Here is a 16,490-nt window from a genome sequence, read left to right as displayed (position 1 = left end):
GCCGCCGTCACTCGCGGCGGCCGACGATGATCCGTTGCAGCAGGATGAAGACGAACAGCAGCAGGCCGATGAAGATCTTGGTCCACCAGGAGCTGAGCGTGCCCTCGAAGCTGATGATCGTCTGGGTGAGGCCGAGCACGAGCACCCCGAGCACGGTGCCGGCGAGGTTGCCGTAGCCGCCGCTGAGCAGCGCGCCGCCGATCACCACCGCGGCGATCGCGTCGAGCTCCATGCCGACCGCGTGCAGGCCGTACCCGGAGAGCATGTAGAGGGCGAGCAGCAGCCCGCCGAGCGCGGCGCAGAACCCGCTGATCGTGTAGACCGCGACCTTGGTGCGGGCCACCGGGAGGCCCATGAGCAGCGCGGACTGCTCGTTGCCGCCGATGGCGTAGACGGTACGGCCGAGCCGGGTGTGGTGCAGCGTGTACGCCCCGGCGAGCACGACGGCGGCGGCGATGAGCACGCTCGGCGACAGCCACAGGTCGGGCCCGAGGTCGATGCGGCCGTAGGCGAGGGCGGTGAAGCCGGGGTCGTTGATCGGGATCGAGTCGGTGCCGATGGTGAAGCACAGCCCGCGGGCGAGGAACATGCCGGCGAGGGTGACGATGAACGGCTGGATCTCGAAGTAGTGGATGATCGCCCCCATCGCGAGCCCGAGCACCGTGCCGACACCGAGCACGAGCGGGAACACCACCGGGGCGGGCCAGCCGTCCCGCAGCAGGGTGGCGGCGAGCATGGTGGCGAGCGCCGCCACCGCGCCCACCGACAGGTCGATGCCGCCGGACAGGATCACGAACGTCATCCCGACCGCGATCACCAGCAGGAACGCGTTGTCGATGAAGACGTTGAGCACGACCTGGCCGCTGGCGAACCCGTCGTAGCGCAGGCCGCCGGCGACGAACATCGCCACGAGCAGGCCCGCGGTCACCAGCACCGGCACCCGCGCCCGCGGGATGGTCGGCCGCGCCGCCCGCCGTACCGTGGTTGCGCCCTGGACGGTCACGAGGTCACCTCCTCGGGGACGTCACGGCGGGCCTCGGCCGCCGCGCCGCCGCCCCGTGGGCCGCGGCGGCGGAAGACCCGGCGGCGGAACGCGGGCGACTGGATCAGGCAGACCGCGGTCACCACGAGGGCCTTGAACAGCAGCGTGGTCTCCGGCGGCACGCCGATCGCGTAGATCGTGGTGGTGAGCGTCTGGATGATCAGCGCGCCGAGCACGGTGCCCGCGAGCGAGAACCGGCCGCCGGAGAGCGAGGTGCCGCCGATGACCACGGCGAGGATCGCGTCGAGCTCGATCCACAGCCCGGCGTTGTTGCCGTCCGCGCTCGACACGTTCGAGCTGATCATCAGCCCGGCGATGCCCGCGCACAGCCCGCAGAACGCGTACACGACGATGAGCACGCCGCGCGCCCGGATGCCGGACAGCCGGCTCGCCTCGGCGTTGCCGCCCACCGACTCGATGAACAGGCCGAGCGCGAGCCGCCGGGTGAGCAGCGCGGCGAGCGCGGTGATCGCGGCCGCCACGATGAGGCAGAACGGCAGGGTGAGCCAGTAACCGGCGCCGATCAGCTTGTACGGCGCGCTGTTGATGGTGATGATCTGCCCGTCGGTGATGAGCTGGGCGACGCCGCGCCCGGCGACCATGAGCACGAGCGTGGCGATGATCGGCTGGATGCCGCCGACCGCGACGAGCAGGCCGTTCCACACGCCGAGCAGGACGGCGAGCCCGAGCGCGAGGGCGACCGCGGTCAGTACCCCGGCGACCGAGTTCTGGTCGTCCAGGCCGCTGATGTGCAGGCAGGCGAGCGCCCCGGCGATCGCCACCACCGAGCCGACCGACAGGTCGATGCCGCCGGTGGCGATGACGAGGGTCATGCCGAGCGCGACGAGGATCAGGGGCGCGCCGAACCGGGCGATGTCCACCAGCCCGCCGTACAGGTGGCCCTGCTTGAGCTCGACCGCGAGGAAGCCGTCGGTGAGCACGACGTTGAGGCCGAGCAGCGCGAGCAGCACCAGGCACGGCCAGGCGAGGTGGTGCCGGGCGGCCGCGCCGAGCACGGACCGCAGCCCGGCCCGCGCCGTGCCGGCCGCCGCGGCCGGTCCGGTGGCGCGCGGCGGGGAGGAGATCGGGGTCATGAGGCCGCTCCGCTCGCGATCGCGCGCATGAGCGCGTCGGTGGTGAGGGATTCGTCGTTGTCGAGCCGGGCGACGAGGGTGCGGTCGCGCAGCACGCCCACCCGGTGGCTGAGCCGCAGCACCTCCTCCAGCTCGGCGGAGATGAACAGCACGGACATGCCCTGCGCGGACAGCTCTGCGACCAGCCGCTCGATCTCCGCCTTCGCCCCGACGTCGATGCCCCGGGTGGGCTCGTCGAGGATGAGCAGCCGCGGCTCCATGATCAGCCAGCGGGCGAGCAGCACCTTCTGCTGGTTGCCGCCGGACAGGGTGCGCACCGGCCGGTCGGGGTCGGCGGGCCGGATGTCGAGCGCGGCGATGAAGCGTTCGACCAGCTCGTCCTGGCGGCGGCGGGGCAGCGGCCGGCTCCAGCCGCGGGCCGCCTGCATCGCCAGCACGATGTTCTCCCGCACGCTGAGGTCGTCGACGAGGCCGTCGGCCCGGCGGTTCTCCGGGCAGAACGCGATCCGGTGGCGGATCGCGGCGCGCGGCGAGCGCAGGTGCACGGTCTCGCCGCCGACCCGCACCGTGCCGGTGTCGGCGTGGTCGGCGCCGAACAGCAGCCGGGCGAGCTCGGTACGGCCGGAGCCGAGCAGCCCGGCGAGCCCGACCACCTCGCCCTCGGGGATGGTGAGGGTGAACGGGTTGATCGCGCCGGACCGGCCGAGGCCCTCGGCCTCCACCAGCGGCCGGGCGGCCCGCCCGTTGCCGTTGCCGTTGCCGTTCGTCTCCGGCCCGCGCCGGGCCCGGGCGGGCGCGGCGGGCCGTTCGATGTCGCGGCCGACCATCTTCGCCACCAGCTCGACCTGGGACAGCTCGCTGGTGCGGTACTCGCCGACGAGCCGCCCGTCGCGCAGGATCGTCATCCGGTCGGCGATCGCGTACACCTGGTCGAGGAAGTGCGAGACGAACAGGATCGCGATGCCCTCGTCCCGCAGCCGCCGCATCACGCGGAACAGCCGCTCCACCTCCCCGGCGTCGAGGCTCGAGGTGGGCTCGTCGAGCACGAGCACGCGGGCGTCGATGTCGAGGGCGCGGGCGATCGCCACCATCTGCTGCACCGCCGGGGAGTACGCCGACAGCGGCGCGGACACGTCGACGTCGATGTCGAGGCGGGCCATGAGCTCGGCGGCCCGGCGGCGCAGCTCGCGCCACCGGATGAGGCCGAACCGGCGCCGCTGGCGGCCGGCGAAGATGTTCTCCGCCACCGACAGGTTCGGGCAGAGGTTGATCTCCTGGTAGACGGTGCTGATCCCGGCGCGCTGCGCGGCGAGCGGGCTGGAGAACGCCACCGGCCGCCCGGCCAGCTCGATCTCCCCCTCGTCGGCGGGGTGCACGCCGGTGAGCACCTTGATCAGGGTCGACTTGCCCGCGCCGTTCTCCCCCATGAGCGCGTGCACCTCGCCCGGCAGCAGGCGGAAGTCGACCCCGTCCAGCGCCTTGACACCGGGGAAGTGTTTGCCGATCCCGCGCATGCGCACGATCGGCTCCGGTTCGGTCATCGGGCTGCTTCCTCTCTCCGGTGGCTCTCGGACGGCGGGGAGGGGGTACGGCCCGGCGGGGGCGCTCGGCCCGCCGGGCCGTACCGGTCCCCGGCCGGGGCCCGGAGGCCGCCGGGGCGGCGTCCGGGCTCACGGGGCGGTCAGTAGGGCCGGCTGGGCAGGACCTCGCGGGCCTGCTCCTGGGTGAAGGTGGTCTCCTCGGTCACCACCCGGGCGGGCACCTCCTCGCCGGCGACGATCTTCTTGGCGAGGTCCATCAGCTGGGGGCCGAGCAGCGGGCTGCACTCCACGATGAAGTTGATCTTGCCGTCGGCGAGCGCCTGCATGCCGTCCCGCACCGCGTCGATCGTGATGATCTTGATGTCCTTGCCGGGCACCTTGCCCGCGCCCTCGATCGCCTCGATCGCGCCGAGGCCCATGTCGTCGTTGTGGGCGTACAGCACGTCGATGTCCGGGGTGGACTTGAGGAAGGCCTCCATGACCTCCTTGCCCTTCGCCCGGGTGAAGTCGCCGCTCTGCGAGGCGACGATCTTGAACTTGGGCTCGGAGGCGATCACCTCCTCGAAGCCCGCCTTGCGGTCGTTGGCCGGGGCCGAGCCGGTGGTGCCCTGCAGCTCGACGATGTTCACCGGGCCGGGGTCGTCCTTGAACTCCTCGACCAGCCACCGCGCCGCCTTACGGCCCTCCTCGACGAAGTCCGAGCCGAGGAAGGTCCGGTACAGCGAGGTGTCGGTGGAGTCCACCGCGCGGTCGGTGAGGATCACCGGGATGCCGGCGTTCTTCGCCTCCCGCAGCACCGGGTCCCAGCCGGACTCGACCACCGGCGAGAAGGCGATCACGTCGACCTTCTGCTGGATGAACGAGCGGATCGCCTTGATCTGGTTCTCCTGCTTCTGCTGGGCGTCGGAGAACTTCAGCTCGATCCCGGCCTCCTTGGCCGCCTCCTGGATCGACTTGGTGTTCGCGGTGCGCCAGCCGCTCTCCGCGCCCACCTGCGAGAAGCCCATGACGATCTTTCCGTCGCCTCCGCCGCCCCCGCCGCCGGAGCCGCCGGATCCGCCACCGCCGCACGCCGCCGTCACGGCGAGCGCGCCGATCAGGAGGAGCCTGGTGATCTTCTTCATCGGGGGGTGTCCTTTCTGCCGATGCGCCGGTGTCCCGGCGCTCAGGTCTCAAGGGAGGCTGGTGGGCCGGTGTGCGGGCCGCCCGCGGGCGGGGCGGTGCTCGCCCGCGGCACGAGCGCGGGCGGCACCACGATGCGCTCGTGGCGGGTGGTGTCCCGCTCGGCGATCTGGCGCATGAGCACGTCGAGGCTGTGCCTTCCGACCGCGCCGAAGTCCTGCCGGACCGTGGTGAGCGGCGGGGAGAAGAACTCCGACTCGGGCACGTCGTCGAAGCCGACCACGCTCATCTCCTCGGGCACCCGCACCCCCGCCTCGGCGAGGGCGCGCAGCACGCCGAGCGCCATCTGGTCGTTGGCGACGAACACCGCGCCGACCTCTCCGGCGAGCGCGGCGAGCCGCCTGCCCGCGGCGTAGCCGGAGCGCGGGCTCCAGTCGCCCTCGAGCGGCTCGGGCACCGGGCGGCCCGCGGCCTCGAGCGCGGCGCGCCAGCCCGCCACCCGGCCCTCGGCCTCCAGCCAGTCCGGCGGGCCGCTGACGTGCCAGACGGTCTCGTGGCCGAGCGCGAGCAGGTGCTCGGTGGCGAGCCGGGCGCCCGCGACCTGGTCGACGCAGACCGTGGAGACCGGGCCGGTGTGGGCGCCCTCGACCGCGACCGCGGGCATGCCCGGGGGCAGGTCCTCCAGGGCGCTCGCGGCCGAGCGCTGCGGCGCGACCACGACGACCCCGGCCACGCCCTGCTCGGCGAGGTGGTCGATCGCCTCGCGCACCCCGTCCCGGTCGATGGTGCGCAGGCTGACGATGCTGACGAAGTACCCGGCGGCCCGCGCCGCCCGCTCGATGCCGTGCAGCGTGCTCGCCGGGCCGTACAGGGTGGTGTCGAAGCTGATCACGCCGAGGGTGCGGGAGTCCCGGGTGGCGAGGGCGCGGGCGACCTGGTTGCGCCGGTAGCCGAGCCGTTCGATCGCCGCCAGCACCTTCGCCCGGGTGGCGGGGCGCACGTTGGGGTGGCCGTTGAGCACCCGGGAGACGGTCTGGTGCGACACGCCGGCGGCCCTGGCCACGTCGGCCATCACCGGGGGTCGGCGTTCCGCGCCCACGTCGTGCTCCTCTCGTCCTCGTTGCCTCACGACTGTGAGCGTTAACATCACTGTTCGTCAAGACCGACTTTTATTACGCCCGGGTCACAGCCGGGTTCCGTCGCTCTCAGTGTGTGTTGCGGGGACGTTACCCGGATCTATTGACAGAGATTTTGTTAGCGCAAACAATCGGGGCCACAGCCGTGGATCCGCGGGTCGCCTTGGCTCACCCCTGCCCGGGCCGGACCGGACCGGCCCGTCACCCCCCTGTTCCGCCGGTTTCCGGCGCACATCCCCCGCTAGGAGAGATCATGAGAATCCGTCGATTCGCCACGGCCGTCGCGGTGCTGGCGCTCGCCGTCACCGCGTGCGGCTCCAGCGAGAAGACCGTCGACCGCGAGGCGTCCGCCGCGGGCAACGCCGGCGCGCTGGTGGGCGTCACCATGCCGACCAGGTCGTCCGAACGCTGGATCAGCGACGGCGAGAACGTCAAGGCGGGGCTGGAGAAGCTGGGCTACCAGGTTGACCTGCAGTACGCCGAGAACGACATCCCCACCCAGGTCAACCAGATCGAGAACCAGATCACGCGCGGCGCGAAGCTGCTCATCATCGCCTCGATCGACGGCACCGCGCTCACCACCCAGCTGCAGCGGGCGGCCGACGAGAAGATCCCGGTGATCTCCTACGACCGGCTCATCCGCAACAGCCCGAACGTCGACTACTACACCACCTTCGACAACTTCAAGGTCGGCGTGCAGCAGGCGACCTCGCTGCTGGTGGGGCTCGGGCTGCTCAAGCCCGACGGCTCCGAGGGCGACGCCAAGGGCCCGTTCAACATCGAGCTGTTCGCCGGGTCGCCCGACGACAACAACGCCACCTTCTTCTACAACGGCGCGATGAGCGTGCTCAAGCCGTACCTGGACAAGGGCACGCTCGTGGTCCGCAGCGGCCAGACCGACTTCAAGACCATCGCGATCCTGCGCTGGGACCCGGCCACCGCGCAGAAGCGCATGGAGGACCTGCTCACCTCCACCTACAGCGACGGCACCGTGGTGCACGGCGTGCTCTCGCCGTACGACGGGCTGTCGATCGGCATCCTGTCGGCGCTGAAGAGCAACGGGTACGGCACCAAGGACCAGCCCTACCCGATCGTGACCGGCCAGGACGCCGAGCTCGCCTCGGTCAAGTCGATCATCGCCGGCGAGCAGTACTCGACGATCTTCAAGGACACCCGCAAGCTCGCCGAGGTCACCGTGCAGATGGCCGACACCGTCCTCAAGGGCGGCACGCCCGAGGTGAACAACACCACCGACTACGACAACGGTGTGAAGGTCGTGCCGTCGTACCTGCTCGAGCCGGTGATCGTCGACAAGACGAACTACCGGCAGGCGCTGATCGACACCGGCTACTACAACGAGTCCCAGCTCGGCTGACCGATCGCCATGACCGACCACATCCTGCGCATGCGCGGGATCACCAAGTCCTTTCCCGGGGTCCAGGCGCTGCGCGACGTCAACCTCTCGGTACGGCGCGGCGAGATCCACGCCATCTGCGGGGAGAACGGCGCGGGCAAGTCCACGCTGATGAAGGTGCTGTCCGGGGTGTACCCGTACGGCTCCTACACCGGGGAGATCTTCTTCGACGGCGAGGAGTGCCGGTTCTCCGGCATCCGGGACAGCGAGCGGCGCGGGATCGTGATCATCCACCAGGAGCTCGCGCTCTGCCCGCAGCTGTCGATCGCGGAGAACATCTTCCTCGGCAACGAGCGGGCGACGCGCGGGCTGATCGACTGGAACCGCACCAACCACGAGGCCGGCCTGCTCCTGGAGCGGGTCGGCCTCCGCGAGAACCCGGTCACCCCGGTGTCCGAGCTCGGCGTCGGCAAGCAGCAGCTCGTGGAGATCGCCAAGGCGCTCGCCAAGCGGGTGCGGCTGCTCATCCTCGACGAGCCGACCGCCGCGCTCAACGACGAGGACTCGGCCCACCTGCTCGACCTGCTGCGCGGGCTGCGCGAGGACGGCATCACCTGCGTGATCATCTCGCACAAGCTCAACGAGGTGATCGCGATCGCCGACTCGATCACCATCCTGCGCGACGGGCAGGTGATCGAGACCCTCGACACCGCCCGGGACGAGGTGACCGAGGACCGCATCATCGCCGGCATGGTCGGCCGCGACCTCACCCACCGGTTCCCGCCGCGCGCCTCCCGGCCCCGGCCCGGCGCCGGGGCCGAGGCGCTGCGCATCGAGGACTGGACGGTGCACGACCCCACCCGCGGGCGCCCGGTGCTCTCCGGCGTCAACCTCACGCTGCGCCGGGGCGAGATCGTCGGGCTCGCCGGGCTCATGGGGGCGGGCCGTACCGAGCTGGCGATGAGCGTGTTCGGCCGGGCATACGGCACGCGCATCAGCGGGCGGCTGTACAAGGACGGGCGGCCGATCGAGGTGCGCACGGTGCGCGACGCGATCCGGCACGGCATCGCGTACGCCACCGAGGACCGCAAGCGGTACGGCCTCAACCTCATCGAGGACATCAAGCGGAACGTCTCGGCCGCCGCGCTCGGCAAGCTCGCCCGGCGCGGCTGGGTCGACGACAACGAGGAGTACCGGGTCGCCGACGACTTCCGGCGCGACCTCAACATCAAGGCGCCGAACGTGCTCGCGGTCACCGGGCAGCTCAGCGGCGGCAACCAGCAGAAGGTGGTGCTCGCCAAGTGGATCTTCACGGACGCCGACGTGCTCATCCTCGACGAGCCGACCCGCGGCATCGACGTCGGCGCCAAGTACGAGATCTACACGATCATCAACCGGCTCGCCGACGAGGGCAAGGCGATCCTGGTGATCTCCTCGGAGCTGCCGGAGCTGCTCGGCCTGTGCGACCGGATCTACGCGCTGTCCGCCGGACGCATCACCGGCGAGGTGACCCGCGAGGAGGCCACGCAGGAACGGCTCATGCAGTTCATGACGGCCACGACATCGAGCGGTACGTGACGGAAGGACTCGGGTAGGCCCCGATGACCAGCATCTCCTCCCCCGACGCCGCGGTCGGCGGCACCGAGCCGCGCGCCCCGGAGCCCCGGCGCCCGGCCCGCACCCTGCGGCTGCCGATCAACCTGCGGCAGAGCGGCATCTACGTGGCGTTCGCGGCGATCGTCGCGTTCTTCGCGGTGATCACCGACGGGGCGCTGCTGCAGCCGCAGAACATCTCCAACATCATCGTGCAGAACAGCTACATCCTGATCCTCGCGATCGGGATGATCCTGATCATCATCGCGGGGCACATCGACCTGTCGGTCGGGTCGGTGGTCGCGGTCACCGGGGCGATCGCGGCCGTGCTCATGGTGAACCACGACGTGCCGTGGCCGCTCGCCCTGCTCATCACCCTGGTCGCGGGCGGGCTGATCGGGGCGTGGCAGGGGTACTGGGTCGCCTACTTCGGCATCCCGGCGTTCATCGTCACCCTCGCCGGCATGCTGCTGTTCCGCGCGCTCACCCTCACCGTGCTCGGCAACCAGGGCATCGGGCCGTTCCCGGACGAGGTGCGCACCCTCGCCAACGGGTTCACCGACGGCTACCTCGGCAACGTCGGGCTCGGGCCGCTGGGCGGCGCCGACCTGGTGAGCCTGCTCGTCGGCGCGGCGGTGATCGCCGGGCTGGTGGTGGCCCAGTGGCGGGCCCGCACCGGGCGGCTGCGCTACCGGCAGCAGGTGGAGCCGCTGCCGCTGTTCCTGCTGCGGCTCGCCGCCTACGCGGCGGTGATCGCGTTCGTGGTGGTGCAGCTCGCCCGGTTCCGCAACCTGCCGTGGGTGCTCATCCTGCTCTTCGCGCTCGTGCTCGGCTACTCGCTGTTCACCAACCGCGCCGTGGCAGGCCGGCAGATCTACGCGATCGGCGGCAACCTGCAGGCGGCGGTGCTCTCCGGCGTGAAGGTCAAGTCGATCGTGTTCTGGCTGTTCGTGAACATGGGCGTGCTGTCCGCGCTCGCCGGGATCATCTTCGCCGGGCGGCTCAACCAGGCCGGGCCGACCGCGGGCAACGCCTTCGAGCTGGACGCGATCGCGGCGGCGTTCATCGGCGGCGCGGCCGTCCAGGGCGGGGTCGGCAAGGTGGTCGGCGCGGTCACCGGCGGCCTCATCATGGGCGTGATCAACAACGGCATGTCGCTGATCGGCGCGCCCAGCGAGCGGGTGATGCTGGTCAAGGGCGCGGTCCTGCTCGCCGCGGTCGCCTTCGACGTGTGGACCAAGCGCCGCGCCGCCACGGCCGTACGCTGACCGTCTCCCTGATCGGCCCGGCTCCGTTCCCGGCGTCCGCGGCTCCGGCGGGCGGTACGGTCAGGACCGCCCGCGCCGGGCCGCGCCGGACGGGGCCGGGCCCGTGCTGTCCCGGACGATCAGCTCCGGCTCGACCAGGCGGCGGGCCGCCGCCTCGGCGCCGGACATGCGGTCGAGCAGCAGCTGGAACGCCTCCCGGCCGACCTCGCCGAAGTCCTGGCGCACCGTGGTGAGCGGCGGCCAGTAGTAGGCGGACTCGGGCACGTCGTCGAAGCCGACCACGCTCACGTCCTCGGGGATGCGCCGCCCGGCCTCGCGCAGCGCGCGCAGCACGCCGAGCGCCATCTGGTCGTTCCCCACGAAGATCGCGGTCACCTCCGGGTCGGCGGCGAGCCGCCGACCCAGCAGGTAGCCGGAGCGCGGGCTCCAGTCGCCGCGCAGCACCTCGGGCACCGGGCGGCCCTCGGCCTCGAGCGCGGCGCGCCAGCCCTCGATCCGGCCGCTCGCGTCGGTCCAGTCGACCGGGCCCGCGATGTGCCACACGGTCTCGTGGCCGAGGCTGAGCAGGTGCCGGGTGGCGCGGGCCGCGCCGAGCCGCTGGTCGACCATGACCACGGGCACCGGCAGGTCGGCGCCCGCGTCGACCGCGACCACCGGCAGCCCTTCGGGCAGGTTGCGCAGGCCCTCGGCGGCCGACTCGTGCGGGGCGACGATGACGATGCCGTCCACCGCCTGGGAGCGCAGCCGCCGCACGCCGTCCTCGAGCGACGCGCGGTTGAGCGCCTCGAGGCTCGCGATGCTCACCGAGTAGCCGCGGCCGCGCGCGGCCTGCTCGATGCCGTAGAGCGTGGACGCCGGGCCGTACAGGGTGGTGTCGATGCTCACCACGCCGAGCACGCCGGACCGGCCGGTGACCAGCTGCCGGGCGGCGAGGTTGGGGCGGTAGTCGAGCTCGCGCACCGCCGCGAGCACCCGCGCCCGGGTCTCGGCCCGTACCCGCTCCGGATCGTTGAGCACCCGGGACACCGTCATCGCCGAGACACCGGCGAGCGCGGCCACGTCGCCGAGCACGGCCGGCCTGGAGCGCGGCCTGTCGCCCCGCCTCACCGCCATTCGGCTCTCACCCCCTGATGGTGACGTTAACAGGCGGGCCGGAGGGCCCGCGTACGGGATCGCCCAGGTATGTGTACCGCAGCAGGCGGAATCCGCGTGAAATCCCCGCCGAATCCGCGGGAAACGCCCGGCCGCGCCCCGCCTGCGGCCGCTCCTGCGACCGTACTCCTTGACCACGGCCTCCGGCCCCTCCGCGACGCCGGATGCTCCGCGGCGCCTCCGCCGGCCGCCCGTGACACGCGTCCGCACCGCTTCGGCGCCGCCCGGTGAAGGGGTGGCGTGGGACCGGGGTTCCTGGGCAAGAGGCGAAGGGACCGCGAGACCGAGGCAGACACGGAGGTGAACCTGGTGACCGGCTCACCACCGGCCGACATGAGCACCGGGCCGGAGCATCCGCTGGAGAAGGAGGTCCGGCTGCTGCGGGCGCGCCTGGACCGTGTGGAACGGCAGATCCAGGCGCTCGCCGACGCCAACGCGACCCTCGCGCGGGGCGTGCAGGGCGACCCGCTCGAGCCGCCCGGCGTGGACCGCGCGGTGCAGGCCGCCCGGCTCGCCCGTGAGCTGCTGCTCGCCGCCGGCCTCGTCGGCCGCGCCGCCCGCCCCGAGGACGAGCGTCCCGGACCCCGGGTGCCGGGCGACGGCGGCACCGGCTGACCGCCCGGGGCCGCCCCGGGGGGACCGAGGAGGACGCATGCCCGGCGGGCTCCTGACCGACCTGTACGAGCTCAACATGGCGGCCTCCTACCTGCGGCACGGCCGCAACCGGACGGCCGTGTTCAGCCTGTTCGTGCGCCACATGCCGAAGGACCGCGGGTTCCTGGTGGCGGCCGGGCTCGCCGACTGCCTGGAGTTCCTGGAGAGGTTCTCCCTGGAGGAGGCCGACCTCGCCTATCTGGCCGAGACGCAGGGCTACGGGCCGGACGTGCTCGAGGCGCTGGGCCGCCTCCGGTTCACCGGGGACGTGTGGGCGGTGCCGGAGGGGCACGTGGTGTTCGCCGGGGAGCCGCTGCTCGAGGTGACCGCGCCGATCGCCGAGGCGCAGCTGGTGGAGACCGTGCTGCTCAACCACATCACGTTCCAGACCTCGGTGGCGACGAAGGCGGCCCGCTGCGTGCTCGCGGCCGGGCCGGCGCGGCTGGTCGACTTCGCGTTCCGCCGTACCCAGGGGATCGAGGCCGCGCTCGCGGTGGCCCGGGCCTCGGCGATCGCCGGGTTCGCGGCGACGAGCAACGTCGAGGCCGCCCGCCGGTACGGCCTGACCGCGGCGGGCACGATGGCGCACTCGTTCATCGAGGCGTTCCCCGACGAGGAGGAGGCGTTCACCACCTTCGCCGCCGACTTCCCCGGCCGCACGACCTTCCTCGTGGACACCTACGACACGCTCGGCGGGGTGCGGGCGGCGATCGCGGTGGCGCGGCGGCTGCGGCTGCCCGGCCCGATCGCGGTACGGCTCGACTCGGGCGACCTGGCCGAGCTGTCCCGGGCCACCCGGCGGCTGCTCGACGAGCACGGGTTCACCGACGCGCAGATCTTCGCCAGCGGCGGGCTCGACGAGTACGCGATCGCCGACCTGGTCGCGGCGGGCGCGCCGATCGACGCCTTCGGGGTCGGCACCAAGGTGGGGGTGTCGGCGGACGCGCCGTACCTGGACAGCGCCTACAAGCTCGTGGTGTACGCGGGCAGGCCGGTGATGAAGCTGTCGGCGGGCAAGGTGACCGCGCCGGGCGCGAAACAGATCTTCCGTGGCGAGCACGACGACCTGGTCGGCCTGCGGGACGAGCCCGCGCCGCCCGGCCGGCGGCTCCTGCTCCGCCCGGTGATGCTCTCCGGGCGCCGCGTCGCCCCGCCCGAGCCGCTGAGCGTGCCGCGGGAGCGCTGCGCCGCGGACCTCGCGCGGCTGCCGCCCGAGGCGCGGGCCCTGCGGGGGCCGACGCCCCCGCCGGTCCGCGAGACGCCCCGGCTCGCCGCGCTGGCCGAGCGGGTGCGGCGCGAGGTGTGCCGGGCGGCCGGGATCACCACTCGCGCCACTCGTCGGTGATCTCCGACGGCTTGATGCCGCGGCGCTCCGCGAGGGCGGGGAGGTCGATGCCGTGCTCGGTGAGGACCTCTTCGATATAGGCGCACAGGTCCGCGCGGTCCACCTCGTCGAACGCGGCGCCGTGCTCCTGGTCGAGGACGTTGAGCTCGACGACCACGCGGCGGATCACGTCGAACACCTTCTCGTCGTCCGGGTCCTCGCCGAGCCCGGCCACCTCGCCCTCGAACGCGCCGAACGCCTCGTCGATCAGCTCCAGCAGCGGCTCGGGCCGCCGCCACAGGACATCGGCGTCATGGCGCCACTTTTCGGTCGGACGTACTGCCATGCGCCGGAAGGGTAGCGATCTCCACCGGCCGTGCCGAACCCGCACCCCCGTCGCCGCGGCGGCCGTGCCGTACCGGGGCGACGCGCGGGAGACCGGGGGCGGTTACGGACGCCCGGGCGCGATGCCCTACCCTTGCGGCGGCGTGACGCGCGGCCCCCTGGGGAATGCGGGAGGCCGGCGACGCGGACGGGACGAGGGTACGGCTCTGCGCCCGATCGCGGCGGATGCGGCGAATGGCGCGGCGCCACAACCGCGGGCTTAACGCGGCGCAAGCGGGCAACTGCGCCTCCCGAGCCTGGCGCGGGAAAAGCCCGCGCGTTAGCGGAAAATGATGAAGGGCGGCCCATTGGGGGCCCTGTCCGTCTGTGAGGGTCGATGTCACTTTTTACCTGACGCCGAGGTTCGGCGGGCCCGGACCGGACGATGTGACGGAACGGTGGTTCCCGACATGACATCATGCATTGCCGGGCGGTCGGTGATAGTTTGTCGCGTTCGGTGGTGATTCGACCGCCCGGCTTGCCCTATTGTGATCTCGTCACTCGCCGTGCGCCCACCCGCCGCCCCGTTCCTGGTCATGATGGGGAAGACCGGGGCGAACCCGGCGGGGTCCGGTCACGGGAACGTCGTGGGCCCTCCACAGGGCCGTGGACGCGCTCCCACACGGCATTTCGGGGCGGCCGCCTCGCTAATGGCGGCCAACTCACCATGTGACACAGGGCTAGACCCTCCGTAACTTTTGCCCGAGCCCGTATGCGCGCGGTTTGATGGAACTAATGGGTATCGGCAATAATGAGATTTGATGATTTGCCTTGACCGGTTGCATGGCGAGGGACGATCGCGGGCGGCATCAAACGAGGAATCCCCGGCCGGGGCAGAGCACAACAAATGCCGAGCACGGAGGACTGAGACACCATGGCGCTCAAGACGGTGATCACTCTCACCGACGATCTCGACGGTTCGCCTGCCGACGAGACGGTCAAGTTCGCTCTGGACGGCATCTCCTACGAGATCGACCTGCACAAGTCCAACGCCGAGAAGCTGCGCAACGCGCTGAAGCCCTTCAGGGAGGCCGCGCGCCGGGCGCCCGCGCCCGGGTCGAAGCGGGGCAAGAGCTCGCGCGCGAGCAGCGGCGACCGCCAGCGCTCCGCGAAGATCCGCGCCTGGGCGAAGCAGCACGGCCTGCCGGTGAGCGAGCGTGGCCGTATCTCCACGCACCTCGCCAAGGCCTACGAGGCCAACGACCCGAGCCTCGTGACCGGCGCGAAGACGTCGGGCAAGTCCTGACGCGCTTGCGGCCGGGCGAATCCGGCGGTCCCCCCGCCACCTCCGTGGCCGGGGGACCGCCGAATCGGGCGGGCCGCGACGAGCACGAACGGTCGTGGTCGCGTCGGTGGAGTCCCGCCGCACACCAGGCCCACCGTGCCCGCCCCGGACCGGCCGCGTCGCCCCCGCACGCCGCGCTCGCCGCCGACGGCGGTGTACGGCCCGCCGCGTCGGCCGCGCGTTCCACGTCCGCCCGCAATCCGTAGGTTTCCGGTCGCGCCACCGGCCGAGGGCCTCCCCGTCGTCGTGGACGGTGCCGTACGTCGCACCCTCCCGGCCACGACGACTCCCATCCCACGTCGTCCGCGTAGCGGTTTACGGCCGCGCATCCGCGTATCGGCGGCCTCGCGCCGGCAATCTCCGCGGCGCTCTTGTGGCGGATTCAACGTTCCGTTCCGCATGTGTCTCGGCCTGCATAGCGGGCACAGCCCGCGTCGCAGGCGCCGCCGATGTTCCGAATCCCCGCGCGGGCGCGGGGTGGCCCCATTCCGCGGGCAAGGGCGGGCGCCGAAGGGAAACATCACTCCCGGTTACCGGCCGCATCGGGACACCGACCGGGCGTTCAAGTCGCCCGTGTCCTCTCGCCTCTCCCCCGCGGCATATCCGGCGCGGCATCGTCCGCGAAAGGCCGTTCGTTTCTCCCGGCCTACGGCGGTCGACATCTCCCAGGATCCCGGAAATGGTATAGACCTCCTGGAGAGAATCGCCGGAGCGAGAACTCCGGCCGCCACGGGGTTCTCTTCTCCGGTGTGTGGCGCACCCGAGGCGGGCGACGACAGGCCCGGTTCACCCCGAATGCCCGCGTGCGGCCGCTCGATCGGCTTCCGCGACGATTAGCGTGAGCAATCTCACGATCTGCCGGAATCTTGGCAAGAAGTTACCGAACCGCTACCCGGCCGCGTCTTCCGCAACGCCACCGAGCCCCTCTTTACGGGAAAAGCCCTCCGGAACGGCGGCCGATCCCGGCGATCGGTAATCGTCACCCACGCACGCCCCGGCCGGCCGTGCCAGGGGCGGCGAGCGTGCCTGATCGGATCGAGGCCACCGCGGCGGTCACGGCCACCGATCGCGGCGGCAACGGCAAGGTGCGACGGGATCGGCGTCTCCCTTCAACCTTGCGGGCGAGGCCTCCTGCTCGGGTGCGGCGCATCACCCTCGCTCCGGCACTCCCCGCCATGCGGGTCACCACACGACCGGATGGTTCGAGGCCGGCTGACGCGTAGCGCGGAACACGCCCCGCCGCTCGACCGGACCCGCTCCGGAGAACGGTTCCCGAAACACCACTTGGCCTTGGCGGCCGGCCCCGCCCCGTGCATGTCCCTCTCCGGCCCAGGTGCCGTTGGCCGCGGTCCCGGTCCGGGCGTGGTCACCGGGAGGTCGCGCCGTGCACCGCGCAGGTGAGCCGAGCGCCGGCTTTGGTGGCCGCCCTGCGATGACGCCGAGGCAGCGAGGTCCGCGAGGCGGCGGACCGCCGTGGAGGACGGCCGCCGTGGCGGCGAGCCGTACCGCGGGGATGGCGTCGCCCGTCCGGCCGCCCGGCC

13 protein-coding genes are annotated in these 16,490 nt (G+C 72.2%); 6 read left to right on the top strand and 7 right to left on the bottom strand.

Features of this window, described 5'->3' with window-relative positions; translation table 11 throughout:
- Positions 1-7 precede the first annotated feature (7 nt).
- The 5 genes from yjfF to FHX40_RS08335 form a co-directional block, all read right to left on the bottom strand.
- On the bottom strand, positions 8-1,003 hold the full coding sequence (gene yjfF / locus FHX40_RS08355; protein ID WP_229789141.1) for a galactofuranose ABC transporter, permease protein YjfF: 996 nt from the start codon (positions 1,001-1,003) through the stop codon (positions 8-10).
- Positions 1,000-2,136, bottom strand: coding sequence for an ABC transporter permease (locus tag FHX40_RS08350; protein ID WP_142259079.1), 1,137 nt, complete (start codon positions 2,134-2,136; stop codon positions 1,000-1,002). The genes yjfF and FHX40_RS08350 overlap by 4 nt, the downstream gene beginning before the upstream one ends.
- On the bottom strand, positions 2,133-3,677 hold the full coding sequence (locus FHX40_RS08345) for a sugar ABC transporter ATP-binding protein (protein ID WP_142259078.1): 1,545 nt from the start codon (positions 3,675-3,677) through the stop codon (positions 2,133-2,135). Before FHX40_RS08345 ends, FHX40_RS08350 begins: the two co-directional genes overlap by 4 nt.
- Positions 3,678-3,817: 140 nt before the next feature.
- On the bottom strand, positions 3,818-4,801 hold the full coding sequence (locus tag FHX40_RS08340; RefSeq protein ID WP_142259077.1) for an ABC transporter substrate-binding protein: 984 nt from the start codon (positions 4,799-4,801) through the stop codon (positions 3,818-3,820).
- 41 nt (positions 4,802-4,842) lie between these two features.
- Positions 4,843-5,871 carry a LacI family DNA-binding transcriptional regulator gene (locus tag FHX40_RS08335; protein WP_142261632.1) on the bottom strand — a complete coding sequence of 343 codons (1,029 nt, stop codon included), beginning with the start codon at positions 5,869-5,871 and terminating at the stop codon, positions 4,843-4,845.
- A 317-nt stretch (positions 5,872-6,188) separates the two neighbouring features.
- Here FHX40_RS08335 and chvE point away from each other — a divergent pair, with 317 nt between their 5' ends.
- The 3 genes from chvE to mmsB are packed head-to-tail and all read left to right on the top strand — an operon-like array spanning position 6,189 to position 10,150.
- Positions 6,189-7,310 (top strand): multiple monosaccharide ABC transporter substrate-binding protein, encoded by a 1,122-nt coding sequence (gene chvE / locus FHX40_RS08330; protein ID WP_142259076.1) that lies wholly within the window; start codon positions 6,189-6,191, stop codon positions 7,308-7,310.
- Between the two features lie 9 nt (positions 7,311-7,319).
- A complete protein-coding gene (mmsA, locus tag FHX40_RS08325; RefSeq protein WP_142259075.1) occupies positions 7,320-8,867 on the top strand; it encodes a multiple monosaccharide ABC transporter ATP-binding protein in 1,548 nt (515 codons plus the stop codon).
- 23 nt (positions 8,868-8,890) lie between these two features.
- The gene (gene mmsB, locus FHX40_RS08320) at positions 8,891-10,150 is read left to right on the top strand and encodes a multiple monosaccharide ABC transporter permease (RefSeq protein ID WP_142259074.1); all 1,260 of its coding nucleotides are present in this window, start codon (positions 8,891-8,893) and stop codon (positions 10,148-10,150) included.
- 60 nt (positions 10,151-10,210) lie between these two features.
- On the opposite strand, the gene FHX40_RS08315 is transcribed toward mmsB, so the two are convergent.
- Positions 10,211-11,263, bottom strand: a complete 1,053-nt coding sequence (locus tag FHX40_RS08315) for a LacI family DNA-binding transcriptional regulator (RefSeq protein WP_142259073.1) — start codon at positions 11,261-11,263, stop codon at positions 10,211-10,213.
- A 348-nt stretch (positions 11,264-11,611) separates the two neighbouring features.
- On the opposite strand from FHX40_RS08315, the gene FHX40_RS08310 reads away from it, so the two are divergent.
- Both FHX40_RS08310 and FHX40_RS08305 read left to right on the top strand, forming a co-directional pair.
- Positions 11,612-11,917, top strand: coding sequence for a hypothetical protein (locus tag FHX40_RS08310; RefSeq protein ID WP_142259072.1), 306 nt, complete (start codon positions 11,612-11,614; stop codon positions 11,915-11,917).
- A gap of 37 nt (positions 11,918-11,954) precedes the next feature.
- Positions 11,955-13,301 (top strand): nicotinate phosphoribosyltransferase, encoded by a 1,347-nt coding sequence (locus FHX40_RS08305; protein WP_142259071.1) that lies wholly within the window; start codon positions 11,955-11,957, stop codon positions 13,299-13,301.
- Here FHX40_RS08305 and FHX40_RS25025 read toward each other — a convergent pair.
- Positions 13,276-13,626 (bottom strand): hypothetical protein, encoded by a 351-nt coding sequence (locus FHX40_RS25025; RefSeq protein WP_170198764.1) that lies wholly within the window; start codon positions 13,624-13,626, stop codon positions 13,276-13,278. The two genes, FHX40_RS08305 and FHX40_RS25025, sit on opposite strands and share 26 nt — an antisense overlap.
- 912 nt (positions 13,627-14,538) lie before the next feature.
- Here FHX40_RS25025 and FHX40_RS08300 point away from each other — a divergent pair.
- Positions 14,539-14,910: a histone-like nucleoid-structuring protein Lsr2 gene (locus tag FHX40_RS08300; protein WP_142259070.1), complete on the top strand. Its 372-nt coding sequence runs from the start codon at positions 14,539-14,541 to the stop codon at positions 14,908-14,910.
- The last annotated feature ends 1,580 nt before the right edge of the window (positions 14,911-16,490 follow it).

This window comes from Thermopolyspora flexuosa (genome assembly GCF_006716785.1).
Lineage (GTDB): Bacteria > Actinomycetota > Actinomycetes > Streptosporangiales > Streptosporangiaceae > Thermopolyspora > Thermopolyspora flexuosa.
The sequence above is the reverse complement of the archived record's forward strand: the minus strand, read 5'-3'. Positions and strand labels throughout refer to the sequence as shown.